The sequence below is a fragment of the Alcaligenes pakistanensis genome, assembly GCF_014652815.1.
In the GTDB taxonomy this organism is placed as follows: domain Bacteria; phylum Pseudomonadota; class Gammaproteobacteria; order Burkholderiales; family Burkholderiaceae_B; genus Alcaligenes; species Alcaligenes pakistanensis.
Genome location: NZ_BMZN01000002.1, coordinates 158221 through 177045, shown reverse-complemented (window position 1 = coordinate 177045; position 18825 = coordinate 158221). Strand labels below are relative to the sequence as shown.

At 56.8% G+C, this 18825-nt stretch carries 19 protein-coding genes and 1 riboswitch; of the genes, 9 read left to right on the top strand and 10 right to left on the bottom strand.

All coding sequences use genetic code 11. The features are described 5' to 3' along the window. Positions 1-125: 125 nt before the first annotated feature. Positions 126-908, top strand: coding sequence for a sulfite exporter TauE/SafE family protein (locus IE156_RS05810; RefSeq protein ID WP_189391597.1), 783 nt, complete (start codon positions 126-128; stop codon positions 906-908). 96 nt (positions 909-1004) lie between these two features. Here IE156_RS05810 and IE156_RS05805 read toward each other — a convergent pair whose 3' ends face one another. Beyond that, complete coding sequence (locus tag IE156_RS05805) at positions 1005-1574, bottom strand: class I SAM-dependent methyltransferase (RefSeq protein ID WP_189391596.1); 570 nt, start codon at positions 1572-1574, stop codon at positions 1005-1007. A 118-nt stretch (positions 1575-1692) separates the two neighbouring features. On the opposite strand from IE156_RS05805, the gene IE156_RS05800 reads away from it, so the two are divergent. Both IE156_RS05800 and IE156_RS05795 read left to right on the top strand, forming a co-directional pair. Next, complete coding sequence (locus IE156_RS05800) at positions 1693-1914, top strand: hypothetical protein (protein WP_189391595.1); 222 nt, start codon at positions 1693-1695, stop codon at positions 1912-1914. A 4-nt stretch (positions 1915-1918) separates the two neighbouring features. Then, positions 1919-3133, top strand: a complete 1215-nt coding sequence (locus IE156_RS05795; protein WP_189391594.1) for a class I SAM-dependent methyltransferase — start codon at positions 1919-1921, stop codon at positions 3131-3133. Positions 3134-3247: 114 nt separating this feature from the next. Here IE156_RS05795 and IE156_RS05790 read toward each other — a convergent pair whose 3' ends face one another. After that, complete coding sequence (locus tag IE156_RS05790; protein ID WP_229841051.1) at positions 3248-4390, bottom strand: tRNA nucleotidyltransferase/poly(A) polymerase-related protein; 1143 nt, start codon at positions 4388-4390, stop codon at positions 3248-3250. Between the two features lie 11 nt (positions 4391-4401). Continuing rightward, positions 4402-6504, bottom strand: coding sequence for a lytic transglycosylase domain-containing protein (locus IE156_RS05785; protein ID WP_229841049.1), 2103 nt, complete (start codon positions 6502-6504; stop codon positions 4402-4404). On the opposite strand from IE156_RS05785, the gene IE156_RS05780 reads away from it, so the two are divergent. Next, entirely contained in the window at positions 6503-7132 is a 630-nt protein-coding gene (locus tag IE156_RS05780; protein ID WP_189391593.1) for a 5-formyltetrahydrofolate cyclo-ligase, read from the top strand. The two genes, IE156_RS05785 and IE156_RS05780, sit on opposite strands and share 2 nt — an antisense overlap. Positions 7133-7356: 224 nt before the next feature. On the opposite strand, the gene metF is transcribed toward IE156_RS05780, so the two are convergent. The 4 genes from metF to metK all read right to left on the bottom strand — a co-directional run bounded on the left by metF (position 7357) and on the right by metK (position 11566). Then, a complete protein-coding gene (gene metF, locus IE156_RS05775; RefSeq protein WP_189391592.1) occupies positions 7357-8196 on the bottom strand; it encodes a methylenetetrahydrofolate reductase [NAD(P)H] in 840 nt (279 codons plus the stop codon). Continuing rightward, positions 8193-8531, bottom strand: a complete 339-nt coding sequence (locus IE156_RS05770) for a phage holin family protein (RefSeq protein ID WP_189391591.1) — start codon at positions 8529-8531, stop codon at positions 8193-8195. Before IE156_RS05770 ends, metF begins: the two co-directional genes overlap by 4 nt. A gap of 41 nt (positions 8532-8572) precedes the next feature. Continuing rightward, positions 8573-9970 (bottom strand): adenosylhomocysteinase, encoded by a 1398-nt coding sequence (ahcY, locus tag IE156_RS05765; protein ID WP_189391590.1) that lies wholly within the window; start codon positions 9968-9970, stop codon positions 8573-8575. A gap of 73 nt (positions 9971-10043) precedes the next feature. Continuing rightward, positions 10044-10135, bottom strand: a riboswitch (S-adenosyl-L-homocysteine riboswitch). Between the two features lie 267 nt (positions 10136-10402). Then, positions 10403-11566: a methionine adenosyltransferase gene (gene metK / locus IE156_RS05760; RefSeq protein WP_189391589.1), complete on the bottom strand. Its 1164-nt coding sequence runs from the start codon at positions 11564-11566 to the stop codon at positions 10403-10405. A 237-nt stretch (positions 11567-11803) separates the two neighbouring features. On the opposite strand from metK, the gene IE156_RS05755 reads away from it, so the two are divergent. Genes IE156_RS05755 through IE156_RS05735 form a run of 5 tightly spaced genes read left to right on the top strand, consistent with a single transcriptional unit; the run spans position 11804 to position 16182 of the window. Beyond that, positions 11804-12658 (top strand): lysophospholipid acyltransferase family protein, encoded by an 855-nt coding sequence (locus IE156_RS05755; protein WP_189391588.1) that lies wholly within the window; start codon positions 11804-11806, stop codon positions 12656-12658. Further along, complete coding sequence (locus tag IE156_RS05750; RefSeq protein ID WP_189391587.1) at positions 12655-13545, top strand: lysophospholipid acyltransferase family protein; 891 nt, start codon at positions 12655-12657, stop codon at positions 13543-13545. Before IE156_RS05755 ends, IE156_RS05750 begins: the two co-directional genes overlap by 4 nt. 8 nt (positions 13546-13553) lie before the next feature. After that, positions 13554-14477, top strand: a complete 924-nt coding sequence (gene dapF / locus IE156_RS05745) for a diaminopimelate epimerase (RefSeq protein ID WP_189391586.1) — start codon at positions 13554-13556, stop codon at positions 14475-14477. A 2-nt stretch (positions 14478-14479) separates the two neighbouring features. Further along, positions 14480-15157 (top strand): DUF484 family protein, encoded by a 678-nt coding sequence (locus IE156_RS05740; RefSeq protein ID WP_189391585.1) that lies wholly within the window; start codon positions 14480-14482, stop codon positions 15155-15157. Continuing rightward, positions 15145-16182: a tyrosine recombinase XerC gene (locus tag IE156_RS05735; protein WP_189391584.1), complete on the top strand. Its 1038-nt coding sequence runs from the start codon at positions 15145-15147 to the stop codon at positions 16180-16182. Before IE156_RS05740 ends, IE156_RS05735 begins: the two co-directional genes overlap by 13 nt. A gap of 1 nt (position 16183) precedes the next feature. On the opposite strand, the gene IE156_RS05730 is transcribed toward IE156_RS05735, so the two are convergent. The 3 genes from IE156_RS05730 to IE156_RS05720 are packed head-to-tail and all read right to left on the bottom strand — an operon-like array spanning position 16184 to position 18821. Then, positions 16184-17200 (bottom strand): metal ABC transporter substrate-binding protein, encoded by a 1017-nt coding sequence (locus IE156_RS05730; protein WP_189391583.1) that lies wholly within the window; start codon positions 17198-17200, stop codon positions 16184-16186. Then, positions 17200-18099, bottom strand: coding sequence for a metal ABC transporter permease (locus IE156_RS05725; RefSeq protein ID WP_189392226.1), 900 nt, complete (start codon positions 18097-18099; stop codon positions 17200-17202). The genes IE156_RS05730 and IE156_RS05725 overlap by 1 nt, the downstream gene beginning before the upstream one ends. Next, positions 18099-18821, bottom strand: a complete 723-nt coding sequence (locus IE156_RS05720) for a metal ABC transporter ATP-binding protein (RefSeq protein ID WP_189391582.1) — start codon at positions 18819-18821, stop codon at positions 18099-18101. The genes IE156_RS05725 and IE156_RS05720 overlap by 1 nt, the downstream gene beginning before the upstream one ends. Positions 18822-18825 lie beyond the last annotated feature (4 nt).

Sequence of the window (18825 nt, the reverse complement as noted above, 5' to 3'; positions counted from 1 at the left end):
AGATTAGCCCCATTAATTACTTTTATAAATAAGCTAATTTCCAAAAGAAGTTAAGGGCGTACAATAAGTCATTACTACGCTTCTTGAAAAAGCGTGATCCCAAACGGGGTCACGCTCTCTGGCTTATGCTGCTTGCAATCATCCTGGGAGTTCTGACTGGCCTGTCGCTGGGTTTAACTGGCGCGGGCGGCGGTATTCTGGCCGTACCTGCCTTGGTATTAGGCATGGGCTACAGCATGACAGCCGCCACACCCGTAGCTTTGTTAGCCGTGGGAGCCGCTGCTTTACTCGGCGCCTTGGATGGTTTGTACAAACATATCGTGCGTTATCGCGCCGCCATGTTCATGGCAGTGACGGGTGCCTTGGTGACGTCATTGGGTGTGCGCATCAGCCATGCTTTACCCGAGAAAGTTCTGGTGACTTTGTTTGTCGCCATCATGCTGTGGATTGCGACCAAGATGCTGCGTCGTCCTGCGGCAGTTCCACATTCACACACCCCTTGCTGCCTGAATCCCGAAACGGGACGCCTGCGCTGGACACCAGTGGGCACCGTCACGCTGGCCGCTATCGGCGCTGTAGCAGGTTTATTTTCTGGAATGTTGGGAGTAGGCGGTGGTTTTCTGATCGTGCCAGCCTTGAAGCGTTTCAGCGACCTGTCCATGCACAGCATCGTGGCAACTTCCCTAATGCTGATCGCCCTGATTTCCTTGAGCGCATCGGCTATGAGTCTGGCTCATGGTGCCGTGATTCCAGTGAGCGGCTGGGTATTTGTAGCCGCGGCAATGGGTGGCATGGTGATAGGCCGGCAACTCGCCCCTCATATTCCTTCAACGCGCTTGCAGCAGGGTTTCAGCATTCTGACTGCGGTGGTCGCCCTGTCCATGCTGGCGCGCACTTATCTGTTTTAAGTCGGGATTCGATAAACAAAATCCCGCTCAACAAGCACCGAATATGGAGTCTTGAGCCAAGCACGGTACTTGGCTCAAGGCGAAAAACAGCCTGCTTTATTCGCAGATACTGCCACCACCGTTCTGCGGATTCAGGCGGTAATCGCTGAAAGAACCACCCTCACGCGGGCGCACCGCCACAACACGCTGAACGATATGGTCCGGGTCGGCCCGGAAACCATGCTCGTAGGCCACGACATCCAGATCCGCACACCAGCGCAGCAGCTCACCCGGCTGCAACAAAAAGTCCGGATTACGTGGCGTGTTGTACTGCTCGTTACCCACCCCAAAGGTTTCGTAAACCAGTACCCCGCCCGGCTCCAGACTCTCCAGTAAGGTGGGCATCAAAGGACGCCACAGATACTTGGTCACTACCAGCGCATTGAACTTGCGTCCGGCAAAGGGCCAGGGGCCGTTCTCAATATCTGCCTGAATAATCTCGCCGTAAGCCGCACTGGCCGCCACCGCTTCCGGGTCCCGGTCTACACCGATCACGGTATTACCGCGCTCGGCCAACCAGCGGGCATTGCGCCCACGACCACAGGCCACATCCAGGACGGTGCCTGGATTGGGAATCAAGTGGGCCCATGCCTGTAACCAGGCGCTGGCCTGTCCCCTGTCGTTCATCCCTACCCCTTTGCTATGCAGACAAAACGCTCATGGTAACGCAGCCGCCGCCAAGCTCAAGATGCTGGCTGGCCTGGGCTACAATTGGCCCCGGTTCCACGCTATTTTTTGAGGGTGTATGAAAGTCTTGCTGCAAAAACCCATCTTGCTCATGGCCGTTCTGTGCCTGCCTTTGTGGGTTATCTTCGGCAACTTCATCCTGGCTGCCAGCGCCTCCATCCTGATCGGGATGTTGGTCGGCATGATTCGCACCCTGCACCAAGTGACTGAGGCCAAAAAAGCCCGCGCCAAGAGCGCCGCCCCGGCTTCTTCCGAGACCCCTAACGACAAGCCCAACTGACGCCATGAACGTATTGTCCGCCCCCGCCCTGCCACACGGTTTACCGCCCCTGTCAGACGAGCTGAAAAAACACGTCGCGCAGGTTAACCGTTATCTTTTAGACCGCATTGAAGATGAAGGTGGCTTTCTGGCCTTCGACCAATGGATGCACCATGCGCTGTACGCACCGCATCTGGGCTACTACACCGGCGGCAGCACCAAGTTTGGCAGCAACCAGCCTACGGGCGACTTTACGACGGCACCCGAACTCTCGCCCCTGTTTGCGCAAACCTTGAGCCGCCAGGTGATGGAAGTGCTGGAAGGCAGCCAGTCCCTGTCCGTTCTGGAATTTGGCGCAGGCAGCGGTGCGCTGGCCGAAGCGCTGATTATCGAACTGCGAAAGCAAGGGATCGAGCCGAAATATTTCATCTTGGAAGTCTCCCCCGATTTGCGCGCACGTCAGCAAGAGCGTCTAGCCCCCTTGCAAGCCCAGGTGCAATGGCTGGACAGCACCCCTCATACCTTTAGCGGCTGCATTATTGCCAATGAAGTGCTGGACGCCATGCCTGCCAGCCTGTTCACATTTGATGTGGACGGCAAGGTGCTGGAAGTGGGTGTGATCGCTGCAGACGACAGCACCGCCCAGGGCCTGCCCGCACCTTTCTATCTGGCTACCCGCCCGGCTCCCGAACATCTGGCCTCTTTAGTAGCTGAGCGCTTGGAGGCCCAGCCTTTTTACCTGTCAGAGATCAATCTGCAAGCCGAGGCTTGGGTGCGCAGCATGGGCACTTGGTTGAAGCACGGTGCCGCCATTCTGATCGACTATGGTTTCCCACAGCGCGAGTACTACCACCCACAGCGCGACAAAGGCACCTTAATGTGCCACTTCCGTCACTTTGCCCATGCCGAACCCCTGGTTCTGGCGGGCTTACAGGACATCACGGCCCATGTGGACTTTACCGCCATGGCCGATGCAGCCCTGGAAGCCGGACTGGATGTGCTGGGCTATACCAGTCAAGCTCGTTTCTTGATGAACTGCGGCATCACCAACTTCCTGGCTTCACCACCTGAAGACCCGGCACCAGCAGTCCAGCAGCAATGGGCGCAGACCATGAGCGCGGCTAACAAGCTGTTGTCTGAAGCGGAAATGGGCGAACTGTTCAAGGTGTTGATCATCGGCCGCGATATTTCCGCGCCCATGCTGGGCACGATGAACGGGGACAGACGCGAACGCCTGTAAGCGTTTGGACTATTTTGGCCCCTTGGCAGCATCTTAGCCACGGGCCGACTGCAAATAGATAAGCGGCCTATTGGCCGCTTATCTATTTGAGCATCACAAGCAGCCCACACCAAACTACACAAACTGCTCTAAAGCGGCCAGTCTGGCCGCACGTACAGCCGCCCGGATCTTCCCCGGTTCAGCCTTGAACTGTGCAGCCACCGCCCCAGCATCCACACTCGCCATTACCTTGCGCAGAACATCCCACTCCAGTTCAGGAACCGGCTCCAGGCAAGCCGCGGCACTAATCAATTGAATAAAACGCTCCGGCTTGCGCAAAGCATCCAGCGACTCCATGACTTGCAAAGCCGACTCCACATGGGAGCGCGGCTGCAATAAAACCGGGCAGGCCAACAACTCTGGCAAAAGTCGGGCCTGATCGCGCCATTCAGAAGGTGCTCGAATCTGCTCTGCAACCTGTGCAGGCACGTCAGAAATATGGCACAGCACTGCAAAACAACCTGCCAATTCCAACTGTCTGTCTTTCGCCACCTGAACTTGTTCGCCAATCCGGTCGTTATAAGTCAAACCGGGCATAACGCGTTCCAGCGCACCGACTTCCCGCAATACCTCGAACATGCGGGCGGGCTGCTTGGACGATAAGCCTTTGGCAATTTCCAGGTAGATGCGCTCGGCCACCAGCTCGTCGACCTCGCCTTGCTCGACCAGATCGCGCGCCAAGGCCCAGGTATCGTCGGCGACCTTAAACTCGGTGAAGCGTGCTGCAAAGCGTGCCAGGCGCAACAAACGTACCGGGTCTTCACTGAAGGCAGAACCGACATGCCGAAACAGGCGGGCCTGCAAGTCGGCCAAACCATTCAAAGGGTCGTGCAGATTGCCTGCGGCATCCACGGCCATGGCATTAATGGTCAGATCACGGCGGCGCAGATCATCCGCCAAGGTAACGTCTGTACCGGTATAAAACGTGAAGCCTTTATAACCACGGCCCGACTTGCGCTCTGTTCGGGCTAGCGCAAATTCTTCTTTGCTATGGGGATTCAGAAAGACAGGAAAGTCGCCACCAACGGGAATGAAGCCCCTGGCGGCCATATCTTCAGGTCGGGCTCCCACCACCACCCAGTCCTTATCGCCCGCCGGCAGGTCTAGCAAGGCATCGCGCACTGCGCCACCCACCACATACACCTGCAAGCCTTCCAGCACAGGGTCTGGCGCCCCCATCAGGGCCGCCAAAGCCGTTTTCTGCCTATCATCAAGCATGGGCTGGCTCATCAAGGCGAAATCGTACCCAAACGCCCCTTCAGGGACTGCGGCTGGCCACTGAACATCATGGAGTAGTAGGTCGCATTGGAAAGCACGTTTTTCACGTACAAACGTGTTTCAGTAAAGGGAATGGTTTCCGCAAAAATGGCTCCTTCCACCGAGCTGTTCAAACGCGAGCGCCACTGAATCGGGCGTCCAGGGCCCGCGTTGTAGCCTGCCGAGGCCAAAACCTGAGAACCACCCAACTGAGCCAAGACGATATTCAGGTAGTTAGTTCCTAATACCGTGTTCACCTCGAATTCGTTCACGCGTGTAGGCGAGAAGTCGTGCATATCAATTTTCTTGGCGACCCACTTGGCCGTCGCTGGCATCAACTGCATCAAGCCCGATGCCCCCACCCCCGAACGCGCATCGGTAATAAAGCGCGATTCCTGGCGAATCAAGCCATACACCCAGGCTGGGTCCAGATTGATGGACTTGGCCTGCTCCGTCACACGGCCCTCAAAGGGCGCGATAAAGCGCTGGCTGAAGTCGATCTCGTTCTTGGTCAACAAGGAGGTATTCACCACCCGGTCGTAAATGCGCTGTTCACGAGCGAACTCGGCAGCAGCGCGCAGCTGTCTGTCGTTCATGCCGCGCAGGGCAAAGTTCCACTCAGGTACGGCTTCAGGACGCCAGCCCAGTTTGAACAACTCCACCGCCCGCAATAGACCAGCATTGGTGCGCGCATCTTGCATGTCCAAAGGCGTCAAAGGCTGTGGCTGAGGCGGCAAGGAAGGCGTCAGACCCAACTCTTCCGTGGCCAGCTGACCGTAGAAGTTCAAATCGCCCACAATGGACTGGAATTTGGCGCGGGCCTGGTCTTTATGACCCAAGGCCTCATGAGCACGGCCCGACCAGTACACCCAAACCGGCTCGGCTTTCTGTGCATCATTCATCTTGTCGATAGCGGCAGAGACGTGCTTCCACTCAATGGTGGGCTGGCGCAGTTCAGCACGCACTTGCCAGGCATTGTTGTAGTCAGTCATCGCAGTACGGCCAGAACGGCGATACCACGTGGCTGCGTCATTTTCTACTCGCAAAGCGCTGACCAGACCAAACTGGCCCCACACCCAATTCAGGTTTTCCTGAGGGATTTTGCCTGCCCAGCTGCGGTCGATATAAGCCGCGGCAGTATCCCGCTGCCCACGTCCCAAACGGGACAGGGCTAAGGCCACTAGTTCTGGATTGACCGCGCTATTGTTCACATTCCGGTCCAGCCACTTTTGCGGCGATGCCATCAAGGCGGTGTAATCCTTCATTTGCGGCGCAGTAAAAATAATCGCCGCCAGACGACGGGCCTGGGCCGCACGGTTATTTTCCAGAGCATCACGCATCAGGTCACGGACCTGATTCTTGCTGACTATTTTACGGGCGTACAACTGATCCAAAGCCGACCAGCAAGCCTGACTCGGGGAAAAAGACGCCAGCAAATCGTCCACATCAACAGGCTGGCCCGCCACATTCTGGGCTAAAGCAACAGCACATTTCACGGCTGAAGTCGGGGCATGCACGGGGGATAAATCACGCACCAGGGCATAGTTGCCGGTACGTGCCGCGGCCACAATCCAGTCCGACTTCAGGCGGTTTTCCAGGTATTCGTCTTGATTGCTGGCCAGGAACAAACGGACTTGCTCATCAGGCACTGGCGTCGCGGCGTCTTGCAGGATGCGGCGCAGGCGCCAGTACTGGGCATAAGAACCCAGCACAGGATCATCGGCGGCCACTGGCGCCAGGGCATCCAGCGCCGTCCAGCGCTTGGCCTGCACAGCATCGCGGGCATCGACCAAAGCCTGACGCGCGACCGGAGGAACAGCCGGGACACGGTCCCAACGACGCACCGCTTCTTTAGCGGGCTGCAACACCACCGCTTGCTTAACAGCGGCAGGATCAGAAGAATGGGTCTGGGCTTGTGGCGATTGCGAACCCGCACAGCCAACCAAACCCAATGCAAACACCACCAGGGCGCTCAAGGACGGGCGAGGAAGCGCGGACGCCATGCCCCAAGCCGAGGATTTCTGGTACTTTAGCTGGTTGATACCCATAGTGACGGCCTTTAGAAAATCACCCATGATTCAGAACGTAGAGCATAACGCAGCCGCGCTGCGCACGCGACTAAAAGACCTGCGTGCAGGACAAGCCGCTATTGATACCAACCGGGGCGCTTTGCTGATCCGGGGCCGTCTGTTCACCTGGCTGGCCACCAACCGCAGCCGCCTGCGTGAACAAGGTCGCGCCGAACCCACCACCATTGCCGCTTTCTGGCCCATGGACAAAGAGCCTGACCTGCGCCCCTTGCTGGTTCAATGGGTGGAAGAGGAAGGCTTGAACGTCTGTCTGCCCGTGGTCAGCGAAACTGATGCGCCGCTGCGCTTTGTAGAGTGGACGCCCGATACCGAAATGGAAAAAGGGCGTTACGGGATTGAAATCCCCACTTCCACCAAAACCATGCAGCCGGATATCGTCCTGGTTCCCACCTTGGGCTATACCCGTCAGGGTGATCGGCTGGGCTATGGAAAAGGGTATTACGACCGGACTTTAGCGGCACTGAAAGAACAAAATCATGCCTTTACCAGCATTGGCATTGCCTGGGCCGTGGGCGACTTGTCGGGCCAATCCTACCAGCCCGCCGAGCACGACCAACGCCTGGACAGTGTTTTGACGGATAAGGGCTGGGCTGTACCTGCGCCGGAGCTGTAAATCGCTCCTTAGCTGAAAACGGTGCAAACGCTTGGATATTGTTGAGCTAAGTACGGGTCAAACCGGCACCGTACAAGCTGAATGATCCTGCAGAATTAATACTGCTCACGCGATCCCATAAAGAAAACCCGCCACGTACTGAGCTATCCCAAAAGCTGGACATACCCAACTTTTGGTGTGTAGATCACGATCTGTGGCGGGTTCTTTGTTCAGCGTCTAAGTACTTAGCGCCAGGTCAGATTCGGCAGGATGGCCATGCTCGCTTCTGCCCCGTTCAAGGTGTACATGTGTATGCCTGGAGCACCGCCGTCCAGCAGGTCCTGGCACAAACGTGCCACCACATCGATACCAAATGCACGAATCGATGCGCGGTCATCACCAAAATCAGCCAGACGCAAACGAACCCAACGCGGTACTTCCGCACCGCACATCGTCGAGAAACGCAGCAACTGGGACGAGTTGGTAATGGGCATGATGCCCGGCGTGATCGGAATCGTGACGCCTTGCGCCTGGGCTCGTTCAACAAAGCTGAAGTAGGAGTCCGGGTTAAAGAAGTACTGTGTGATCGCGCCGTGCGCTCCCGCATTGACCTTGTTCACAAAGTGACCCAGGTCGTCCCCGAAACCCGTGGCTTGCGGATGCATTTCGGGATAGGCAGCTACTTCGATGTGGAAGTGCTCCCCATAGTTCTGGCGAATAAAAGCCACCAGATCGCTGGCATAACGCAATTCACCCGCGTCGCCACCCATACCCGAAGGCAAGTCACCGCGCAGGGCAACAATACGTCGTATGCCCTGGTCGCGGTAATTATCGAGCATCTCGCTTAGCTGTTCCGGTGCCGTACCAATGCACGACAAGTGTGGCGCTACATCAAAGCCCAGCTTTTGCAGCAGCGCTACCGCATCGACCGTGCCAGCACGCGTGGAGCCACCGGCTCCAAACGTCATGCTGACATAGGCCGGATTCAAGCCCATCAGGGACTTGGCGGTTCGCACCAGTTTTTCCTGCGCCGCGATGTCTCGCGGCGGGAAAAACTCCAGGCTCAAGGTTTGCTTATTGCTCATTTCATTAACAATCCCGACAGCAGCCCAGAAACCAGACTGTAGACGATGGCCCCAATCACGGCCCACCAAAAGCCATTGACCTGAAAGCCTTTGAGAATGGAGCCCGCAAACCAGAACACCAATGCATTAAGCACCAGTAGAAACAAACCCAGGGTCACGATGGTGATCGGCAAGGTCAATATGACCAGCAAAGGCTTGACTAAGGTATTGAGCAAACCCAGTACCAACGCAGCGATCAGGGCTGAGCCGAAAGAGGCCACGGCAATACCGGGCAAAATATAGGCAACAACCAACAAAGCGACAGCATTCAGGATCCAGACAAGTAGCAAAGTCATGATAGGGCTCCAAGAATAGGCGTCCATAGACGCCGGTACGTTTAATAGCGGTAGTGCTCAGCCTTAAATGGCCCTTGCACAGGCACATTGATGTAGTCCGCCTGCGCCTGAGACAAGGTGGACAGATTGACACCCAATTTCTTCAGGTGCAAACGTGCCACTTTTTCGTCCAGGTGTTTAGGCAGTACATATACTTTACCTGTTTCGTAGTGATCGCCACGAGTGAACAATTCAATTTGTGCGATGGTCTGGTTCGTGAACGAAGCCGACATCACAAACGAAGGGTGGCCAGTGGCGCAACCCAAGTTCACCAGACGGCCTTGAGCCAGCAAGATGATGCGCTTGCCGTCAGGGAAAATGATGTGATCAACCTGGGGTTTGATCTCTTCCCACTCCAGATCTTCAATCGAAGCCACGTCGATTTCATTATCGAAGTGACCGATATTGCACACGATGGCCTGGTCTTTCATGCGCTCCATGTGCGAGCGATCAATGACGTGGTAGTTACCGGTAGCGGTCACGAAGATGTCAGCCTTGTCGGCGGCCTCTTCCATGGTCACAACACGGTAGCCTTCCATCGAGGCTTGCAGGGCGCAGATAGGGTCGATTTCGGTAACCCAAACCTGGGCGCGCAGAGCGGCCAGAGCCTGGGCACAACCTTTACCCACATCGCCGAAACCGCAAACCACAGCAATCTTGCCGGCAACCATCACGTCAGTAGCGCGCTTGATACCGTCCACCAGAGACTCGCGGCAGCCGTACAGGTTGTCGAACTTGGACTTGGTGACCGAGTCATTCACGTTGATGGCGGGGAAAGCCAGTTCGCCTTTCTTGGCCATCTGGTACAGACGGTGTACACCGGTGGTGGTCTCTTCGGTCACGCCCTGGATTTGGCTCAGACGGGTGGAGTACCAAGTTTTGTCAGTTTCCAAACGAGCACGGATAGAGGCGTACATGACGCGCTCTTCTTCGCTGCCGGGTTTATCCAGAACAGACAAGTCTTTTTCAGCACGGGCACCCAGGTGCAGCAGCAAGGTAGCGTCGCCGCCGTCGTCCAGAATCATATTGGCCTGCTCACCGGGCCAATCAAAAATGTCGTGGGCATATTGCCAGTACTCGGCCAGGGTTTCGCCCTTGACGGCGAACACAGGCACACCGGAGGCGGCAATAGCAGCCGCAGCGTGGTCTTGAGTGGAGAAGATATTGCACGATGCCCAGCGCACTTCAGCGCCCAGGGCCGTCAGGGTTTCAATCAGAACCCCGGTTTGAATCGTCATGTGCAAACTGCCGGCGATGCGCGCGCCCTTCAGGGGCTGGGAGGCAGCAAATTCCTCGCGGGTGGCCATCAGGCCAGGCATTTCGGTCTCGGCAATGGTCAGCTCGCGGCGGCCCCATTCAGCCAAGGAAATATCGGCAATTTTGTAATCGGTAAAAGTCACAGTCGGGCTCCGTTATACGGCACGCAGACTGCACGGAGAGCAAATGAATCTCACCAGCAGCCCGCCATGCAGGTCGTGGTGAGCGTCGTTCTCCAAGGTGGCAACCACCTATCCATGCCCCGAGCCTGGCAAGACCGCAGTCTTGTCGCAACGCCCCTCGGGGATGGCAAATTAATGTGGGTGATTGTACCCGTTTGGCTCGTCTTGGGAAGACGCCCAGCGGGGGAAAGGCTGATATTTTTATCGTGAAAACCAGCTTGCTTTAGGATTTTTTCCTTCTGTACGTCAGTGACCGGCATACCCTCTCTACCCGTTGTGCTTATTGTTCCTCATGGGTTTTCGGCACAGAATGAACTCGCAAAAAAAAGCCAGTCAGATGCAACTGACTGGCTTTTCCCTATCAAGGCTCTGGTAGCCCGATAAAACGGTGGCTTAGATCGCCTGACGCAAAGTCTGCGCTTTATCGGTGGCTTCCCAGCTGAACTCGGGCTCGCTGCGACCGAAGTGACCGTAGGCTGCCGTCTTGGTGTAGATGGGGCGCTGCAGGTCCAGCATGTCGATAATGCCACGTGGGCGCAGATCGAAATGCTGACGCACCAGTTTGGCGATTTCGGTATCCGAGATCACGCCGGTGCCTTCGGTGTAAATGGTGATATTGATAGGCTCGGCCACGCCGATGGCGTAGCTCAGTTGCACCTGACACTGACGCGCCAGACCCGCAGCCACAATATTCTTGGCCACGTAACGCGCCGCATAGGCGGCGGAGCGGTCGACTTTGGAAGGGTCTTTACCGGAGAAAGCACCACCACCGTGCGGGCATGCGCCACCGTAGGTGTCCACGATGATCTTGCGACCGGTCAGGCCGCAATCGCCTTGTGGACCGCCAATAACGAATTTGCCGGTGGGGTTCACCAGGAAACGGGTCTTGTCGGTCAACAGATCCGACGGGAAGCACGGACGAATGATGTGTTCGATCACGGCTTCGTGAATGTCTTTCTGGGACATTTCAGGAGCGTGCTGAGTGGACAACACCACGGTGTCGACTTCGGTAGGACGGCCATCCACGTAGCGGAAGGTCACCTGAGATTTGGCGTCGGGACGCAACCAGGCCAGGCGACCATCTTTGCGCAGCTCGCTCTGACGCTGCACCAGACGGTGGGCGTACCAGATGGGAGCAGGCATCAGATCAGGGGTTTCGTCGCACGCGTAGCCAAACATCAGGCCCTGGTCGCCAGCGCCTTGGTTCAGCAGCTCTTCAGGGCTGCGATCCACGCCTTGGGCGATATCGGGCGATTGCTTGTCGTAGGCCACCAAAACGGCGCACGACTTGTAATCAATGCCGTAGTCGCCATTGTCATAGCCAATACGTTTGATGGTGTCGCGCGCCACCTGGATATAGTCCACGTTGGCATGCGTGGTGATTTCACCCGCCAGCACAACCAGACCGGTATTGCACAAGGTCTCAGCGGCAACACGCGCCTGAGGGTCTTGCTCGAAAATAGCGTCCAGGATAGCGTCAGAAATCTGATCGGCGACCTTATCAGGATGGCCTTCAGAGACGGATTCGGAAGTAAAGAGAAAGTCGTTGTTTACCACAGCGTAGCTTCCTTGGGTAAGGGCTGATAGTCAGCACGAGGTTGAACAAACTGCGTTGCACCTCGAAGCCAGCGATGTGGATACGATAGACGGGGCGCGACGCTTTAGCGGTTTATGGTGGGCAGTTTGCTGCCCGATCGCTCCGCAAGTTGTCGTTTAACTCAGCGATAGAATGCATTTTAAGCGAAAATACATAATCATTTCAGCAAAACTTCACATTAAAGGATTGTCTGGCCCATGCTAGTGGCTCTCTTGCGTCTGATGGCTCGCCTGCCTTTACCTGTCCTGCATGCGCTCGGTAATGTCATAGGCCGACTGGTTTACGCCTTTCCCGGGCGCTATCGCCGCCGTCTGCAAAGTAACTGTCGGCAGGCGGGCTACGATTCACCTGCGTTCTTCCGACAAGCTGCCGGACAAGCTGGCGCCATGATTCTGGAAACCCCCCGTGTCTGGCTGTATCCACAAGCCTGTCGAGACCGCTGCACGATCGACAATCTGCCCTTGATACAGGCAACCCATGCCGAAGGCCGAGGCGTTCTGTACCTGACCCCGCACCTAGGCTGCTTTGAGATGATTGCTCGCTATTATGTGGGCCTGGGCCCGATGACCGCTATGTTCCGCCCGCCCCGTCAGGCTTTTCTGGAGCCCTTGATGGTGGAGTCGCGCGAGTTACCGGGTATGCATGCCGTACCGGCCAATATCAAAGGCGTACGCGAACTTGTCCGTACGTTTCGCCGAGGCGAATCAGTGGGCATGCTGCCCGATCAGGTCCCCAGCGGAGGGGATGGTGTCTGGGCCCCATTCTTCGGGCGCCCTGCCCTGACCATGACCCTGGCTGGCAAACTGGCCCGCCAGTCCAATGTGCCCGTCATCGTGACGGCAACAGAGCGTCTGTCCAAAGGCCGTGGCTTTCACATTCACACATTCCGTTTGCCTGAGCCCTTGCCTGAAGATCCTACTGAACTGGCCACCTTGATCAATGCCTCCATGGAGACCTTGATCCGGCGCTTTCCAACCCAATACCTCTGGGCCTACAACCGCTACAAGGTTCCGCATGATGCGCCCCCTTTGCCTGGCGATGCCACACCATGAGTTTTAATTCCTACCCGCTGCTCAAATCTATTTTTTCCTACTTTGGCCGCGCCTCGGTACGTACGCGTCAGCGTTGGGGGACCGTATTAGGTGGATTGGTACATCGTCTGGCCTCGCGCCGCCGTCACATCGTGCGTACCAATCTGGACCTCTGCTTTCCCGACACCCCGGAAAGCACCCGGCGGGAATGGGAGAAGCAGCACTTTCGGCTACTGGCGCAGTCCTATCTGGATCGCGGCCTGCTCTGGTTTGGCTTGCCCAGCACCATTTTGAACACGCTGCACCTGACAGGCGAAGAACACATTACCCAAGCGCTGGAGCAAGGGCGCAAAGTCATGCTGCTGGTACCCCATTTTCTGGGTATGGATGCTGCAGGCACCAGGCTGTCCATGTCGATCTCACCTTTGGTGGCCTTTTACACCCCACAGCGCGATCCTCACGTGGATCGTTTGATGTATGAAGGCCGCAGCCGTTTTTCCTCGGTTCCGCTGATTTCCCGCAAGGACGGTATTCGTGGCTTGATGCGCGCGCTGCAAAAAGGCCAGCCTATCTATTACCTGCCCGATATGGATTTCGGCAGTAAAGGCTCAGCCTTTGTGCCTTTTTTCAAGGTGCCTGCCGCCACCCTGTTATCCACCGCCCAGATTGCCCGTAATCAAGATGCCCTGGTGATTCCGGTGATTTCCCGCTTGGATGCGCAGACCGGCCACTACCATATTCAGGTGCTGGAACCCATGTCCGACTTCCCCGGAGAAGGCTCTCTGGAAGAAGCCACAGGACGGATGAATGCCCTGATTGAAAAATATGTGCGTGAGGACCCACCGCAGTATTATTGGGTACATCGACGCTTCAAAACACGGCCTGACGGCCAACCCGGCATCTACTAGACACAATCATGAACAGCCCTACCGCCCCCCAGTCCGCTTCCCCGCTTTGGCGTTTCAGCAAAATGCACGGGGCGGGCAATGATTTTGTCATGCTGGATGGCGTAACGCAGCGCATAGAAATGACGCCCGAACGGGCCCGGGCCCTGGCAGATCGCCACTTTGGCATTGGGGCTGATCAGATCTTGCTGGTTGAAACGGCCACCGTACCGAAAGCCGATTTCCGCTATCGCATTTTTAATGCAGACGGCGGTGAAGTCGAACACTGCGGCAACGGTGCACGCTGCTTTGTCCGCTTTGTGCATGAACAAGGCCTATCGTCGGCCAACCCTCTTCAAGCCCAGATCCGCACGGGCATCATTACCCTGAACGACGACCCGCAACGCGGTGTAGAGGTCATGATGGGAACAACCCGCTTTGCTCCTGCCGATCTGGGTTTCGATAGCTCTAATCTAAAACAAGGCAGCCAAGGCCAAGATACGCTGTGGCTGCTGCCTGTACCAGATCAAACTGAGCCAGTAGCCCTATCACTGGTGTCCATTTCCAACCCCCATGCGGTGCAAGTCGTAGACGATGTGAAGCAGGCACCGGTTGCGACTGTAGGCCCTTTCATCGAGTCACACCCCCGCTTTGCCAACAAAGTGAATGCGGGTTTCATGCAGATTGTAGACCCTCATCACATCAAGCTGCGTGTCTATGAACGGGGTGCAGGCGAGACCCTGGCCTGCGGCACCGGCGCTTGCGCGGCTGTGGTAGCCGGCATACGCCGGGGATTGCTCCAAAGCCCGGTTGTCGTAGATACTCGTGGAGGCAGTTTGCGCATTGAATGGGACGGGCAGACACTACGCATGAGCGGCCCGGTCCAAACTGTCTTTACCGGACAAGTCGATATAGACGCGCTGTGTGCGTCCCTAGCCAGAAAGGAAACCTTCTAGACATGGATACCCCCAACAGCCTTAGCGCCGTGGAAGTGGCCCAGTTTTTGAAAGCCAACCCTGATTTCTTCGATGCGCACGCCGATATTTTTGCCAAACTGATGGTGCCCCACCCGCACCAAAGCCGCGCCATTTCCTTGGGCGAGCGTCAGATCATGCTGCTGCGTGAGCGCGGCAAGAAAACGGAACGCCAACTGGCAACCCTGGTAGCGAACGCACGCGGAAACGAGAAAATCTCGCGCCAGCTACACCAGTGGAACTGCCAGATGCTGGCTGAGTCCGATCCCGGCGCCCTGCCTGAACTGATTTGCAGCAGCCTGGAACGCATTTTTGAAATGCCCGTGGTGCGCTTGCACTGCTGGAACCCCGACGAAGTTTTGGCAGATGACCTGCTCGTCAGCTGGGCCTACACCTTGATCGACCCCTATTGCGGCACTAGACGCGAACAGGAGTTCCTGGCGAATTTGCAGCAAGATGCGCAGTCTGTTGCGATTGTGCCCTTGAAGAGCCCTGAATCAAATACTTTGTTTGGCCTGCTGGTTCTGGGCTCACCCGAAGCCAGTCGTTTTACGGTTGATATGGGCACAGATTTTCTGGAAGGGATTGGCGAGCTGTGCAGCGCCGCGCTGCAGCGTTTGCACAAGCCTAGCAGTGTCAATCAAAGCGAATGTCCGGCCTAAAAAAACAAGACCGCTCCCTTTCTGGGGAGCCCTCCGAGCAGCCAGCCGCCCCCCCGGCCCTCAGTCCTGCCATGCAACGCTGGCTGCATCAACTAAGCCATGAAAAACGTTATTCGGAACACACGCTCAGTGCGTACCGAACTGATCTGCGCCATTTGCTGGCGCAGCATCCCGGCATAGATCCCGACACGCTGAATCAAACACAACTAAGGCAAGCTGCCGCTCGCTTACATGCGCAAGGTATGGCCCCACGCAGTCTGGCCCGTATTCTGGCCGCCTGGCGTGGCTACTATCAATCTCGCACCAAAGAATTGGGCTGGCCCTTGAATCCCGCAGCCAGCCTGAAAGCGCCCAAGATAGGCCGCCCCCTGCCCAAAGCCTTGTCCGTAGACCAGACCCAACAATTATTGGACCGGCCAAGCGCGCCCATACAAGATGATCCGGTCAGCTGGCGCAATCAGGCCATGTTTGAACTGTTTTATTCCAGTGGCCTGCGCTTGTCTGAGCTGGTCAGCCTGGATACGCACTATCACCAAGACTCTCAATACCAGTCTAAAAGCTGGCTATTAATGGATGATCGTGAACTGCTGGTCAGCGGCAAAGGCGGCAAAGTTCGCCGTTTGCCCATCGGCGAAAAGGCCTTGAATGCTCTGCAGCAGTGGTTGACAAAACGAACGGCCCTGGCCTCGCTGGCGATAAGCGCCGATGCCAGTGCCGCCTTGTTTCTAGGTGCTCGCGGAGCGCGGATTCACCCGCGTGTCGTGCAGCAGGAGTTGGAAAACTACGCCCGTGCCAGTGGCCTGCCTGTGCATGTACACCCGCATAGCTTGCGTCACAGCTTTGCCAGCCATTTGCTGCAATCGGCGCAGGATCTACGGGCGGTGCAGGAGCTATTGGGACATACCAATATCTCCACCACCCAGATTTACACCCGCCTGGATTTCCAGCATCTGGCCCAGGCTTACGATCAGGCCCACCCTCGGGCACAACGAAAGAACCGGGCCAGCGACAAGCCGGATGAATGAATCAGGGCTGCAAAGCTTTGATCAGCTGATCCGTGTTCGAGCGCATCATGCCCAAGTACGTGTCCACCCCTGAACCCGCGACGCCCAAGGCATCGGAATACAAAGTGCCACCCACTTTCGCGCCAGTTTCCCGAGCAACTTGCTCCACCAGCTTTGCGCTGACGGTGTTTTCCACAAAAATAGCCTGAATCTGCTCACGGCGTGCTAGCTGAATGATTTGTGCAATATCACGAGCCGAAGGCTCTGCTTGGCTGGACACACCGACCAAGGGGATAAAGCGAATGTCGTACGCCTTACCCATATAAGAAAACGCATCGTGCGAGGTAATCACCTTGCGCTTTTCTACAGGCACAGCTTGAAGGCGGGTTTTGATGGAATCGTCCAGTTCCTGAATACGCTGTGCGTAATCCTTAGCGCGGCGCTGGTAGTACTCAGCATTGGCCGGGTCTGCCTGTTCCAGACCTTTGCTGATATTGCGTACATAAATCTGTGCCAAACCCAGACTCTGCCAAGCGTGCGGGTCCTGACTGCCGTGCTGATGGCTATGGGCATGGTCACTATGGGCCTGCTCACCCTCTTCAGCGCGGACATGTTGATGATCATGGTCATGCGCAGGCTCGTGATCGTGATCGTGACTATGATCAGCGTGATCATCCTGCCCGCCCTCGAAAGCCAAAGGCGTAATACCCTCGGTGGCCACGATCTGCGGGCCTTTGTAACCCGCCGCCTGCTGCAAACGAGGCAACCAGGTTTCAAATTCCAAGCCATTAATAACCAGCAACTGCGCACTAGCCAAGGTTTTGGCATCGCTGGGGCGCGGCTCAAAAGAGTGGGCATCGCCATTGACCGGCACAATCGTACTGGCCATGACCTTGTCGCCGCCTATCTCCTTGACCATATCGTTCAAGATGGAAAAGCTGCTGACCACTCGTAAAGGCTCAGCTTGCACTGACAGGCTGGCCGCCAGCAAACCCAAGGCCAATACCGTACGGCCAGAATACAGGTCTCGCATTTTCATCAATCGTGCTCCAAAAGAGAGGCCATGCGCCGACGCCGTGCACGCCATTGGGAATAAGCACGCAGCAAACCGCCTTGGGGGCCAAGGGTGATAGAAAGAAAATAAAAGCCACCCGCCGCCAGGATGATCGCGGGCGAGGCGGGCACGTTGTAGTAATACGAGAACAGCAGCCCCAGATAGGCACTCACCATGCCCAGCACAGCCGCCACCAACATCTGGCGTCCCACGGAATACACCCAGAATCGGGCCGAAGCGGCGGGCAGCATCATAATCCCGACCACCATCAAGGTCCCCAGAACCTGGAAGCCAGCCACCAGCGTGATGACCAACATGAACAAAAACAGCATATGAACGACCGAACCCCGACCACCTTGGGTGCGCAGGAAGATCGGGTCCATGCACTCCAGCACCAAAGGCCGGAACACCAGGGCCAGAATAATCAGCGTGACGGTCGTACTGCTGGTGACCAGTAGCAAGGACGCGTCATCCAGCCCCAGCACAGTGCCAAACAGCACATGAATCAAATCCATATTGGAGCCGCGCAGCGAAACCAGCAGCACTCCCAGCCCTAAAGACACCAGATAAAAAGCGGCAAAACTGGCGTCTTCACGCTGGGGAGTCAGGCGAGCCACCAGGCCAGCCAGCAAGGCAACGACCAAACCCGTAATCATGCCGCCCAAGGCCATCGCGCTTAGAGACAGACCAGCGGTCAGAAAGCCCACAGCAACACCGGGTAGGATGGCATGCGCCATGGCATCGCCCATCAGGCTCATGCGACGCAATACCAGGAAAACACCCAAGGGCCCAGCAGCAGCGGCCAAAGCGAAAGACCCCGCCAAGGCCCGCTTCATGAATCCAAATTCGATGAAGGGTCCTAACAGCACATCCATCAGCGCCATCATAAGTAGTCCCCTGCACACAGATGACGAGCCAGATGCAGGTTTTCCGGGGTCAGCACCGCTTCGGTTTCACCCCAGCCCACCACTTGCCCCGCCAACAGCACGGTTTGCGGGAAACAGCTGCGCACCATATCCAGATCGTGCAGCACGGCCATCACGGTACGGCCCTGTTTGTGCCAGTCCAGAATCAGGTTCATCAATTCATCCGAGGTTGCGCGGTCCACCGCGGCAAACGGCTCGTCCAGCAAAAGTATCTGGGCATCTTGCATGATCATGCGGGCAAACAAGGCGCGCTGTAATTGTCCGCCTGACAAGGTGCCAATCGAGCGTCGTGCAAAGTCGGCCAGGCCCACCTGCTCCAAAGCATGGCCAATGCGCTCGTGCTCTGCTTTGGGGAAACCACCCCAGGCGCCAACACGCTTCCAGGCGCCCATAGCGACCAGATCATGCACGGTCACAGGAAAGCTTTTATCCAGATCGCCCATCTGCGGCAGCAAGGCCAGTTGATGCAGAAAACCGCTATCAAGCGCGATGCGACCTTTCAGGGGGTTGATCTGCCCTGTCAGCCCTTTAAGTAAGGTGGACTTGCCTGCGCCATTAGGCCCGACAATCGCTGTCAGGGAGCCACGGGTGAAACAGCCGCTAATGTCCCGCAAGGCAATTTTGTCTTTCCAGCCCAACGCCACATGATCCAGCTCGATCAAAGTCTGATTGTTCGTCATGCTC

Coding starts and splice junctions, on each gene's coding strand:
- IE156_RS05805 (WP_189391596.1), bottom strand. CDS start 1,574: ATGAACGACAGGGGACAGGCCAGCGCCTGGTTACAGGCATGGGCCCAC.
- IE156_RS05810 (WP_189391597.1), top strand. CDS start 126: ATGCTGCTTGCAATCATCCTGGGAGTTCTGACTGGCCTGTCGCTGGGT.
- IE156_RS05720 (WP_189391582.1), bottom strand. CDS start 18,821: ATGACGAACAATCAGACTTTGATCGAGCTGGATCATGTGGCGTTGGGC.
- IE156_RS05770 (WP_189391591.1), bottom strand. CDS start 8,531: ATGACTTTGCTACTTGTCTGGATCCTGAATGCTGTCGCTTTGTTGGTT.
- IE156_RS05730 (WP_189391583.1), bottom strand. CDS start 17,200: ATGAAAATGCGAGACCTGTATTCTGGCCGTACGGTATTGGCCTTGGGT.
- IE156_RS05735 (WP_189391584.1), top strand. CDS start 15,145: ATGTCCGGCCTAAAAAAACAAGACCGCTCCCTTTCTGGGGAGCCCTCC.
- IE156_RS05750 (WP_189391587.1), top strand. CDS start 12,655: ATGAGTTTTAATTCCTACCCGCTGCTCAAATCTATTTTTTCCTACTTT.
- dapF (WP_189391586.1), top strand. CDS start 13,554: ATGAACAGCCCTACCGCCCCCCAGTCCGCTTCCCCGCTTTGGCGTTTC.
- IE156_RS05785 (WP_229841049.1), bottom strand. CDS start 6,504: ATGGGTGATTTTCTAAAGGCCGTCACTATGGGTATCAACCAGCTAAAG.
- IE156_RS05800 (WP_189391595.1), top strand. CDS start 1,693: ATGAAAGTCTTGCTGCAAAAACCCATCTTGCTCATGGCCGTTCTGTGC.
- IE156_RS05755 (WP_189391588.1), top strand. CDS start 11,804: ATGCTAGTGGCTCTCTTGCGTCTGATGGCTCGCCTGCCTTTACCTGTC.
- metF (WP_189391592.1), bottom strand. CDS start 8,196: ATGAGCAATAAGCAAACCTTGAGCCTGGAGTTTTTCCCGCCGCGAGAC.
- IE156_RS05795 (WP_189391594.1), top strand. CDS start 1,919: ATGAACGTATTGTCCGCCCCCGCCCTGCCACACGGTTTACCGCCCCTG.
- IE156_RS05725 (WP_189392226.1), bottom strand. CDS start 18,099: ATGGCGCTGATGGATGTGCTGTTAGGACCCTTCATCGAATTTGGATTC.
- IE156_RS05790 (WP_229841051.1), bottom strand. CDS start 4,390: ATGCTTGATGATAGGCAGAAAACGGCTTTGGCGGCCCTGATGGGGGCG.
- IE156_RS05780 (WP_189391593.1), top strand. CDS start 6,503: ATGATTCAGAACGTAGAGCATAACGCAGCCGCGCTGCGCACGCGACTA.
- IE156_RS05740 (WP_189391585.1), top strand. CDS start 14,480: ATGGATACCCCCAACAGCCTTAGCGCCGTGGAAGTGGCCCAGTTTTTG.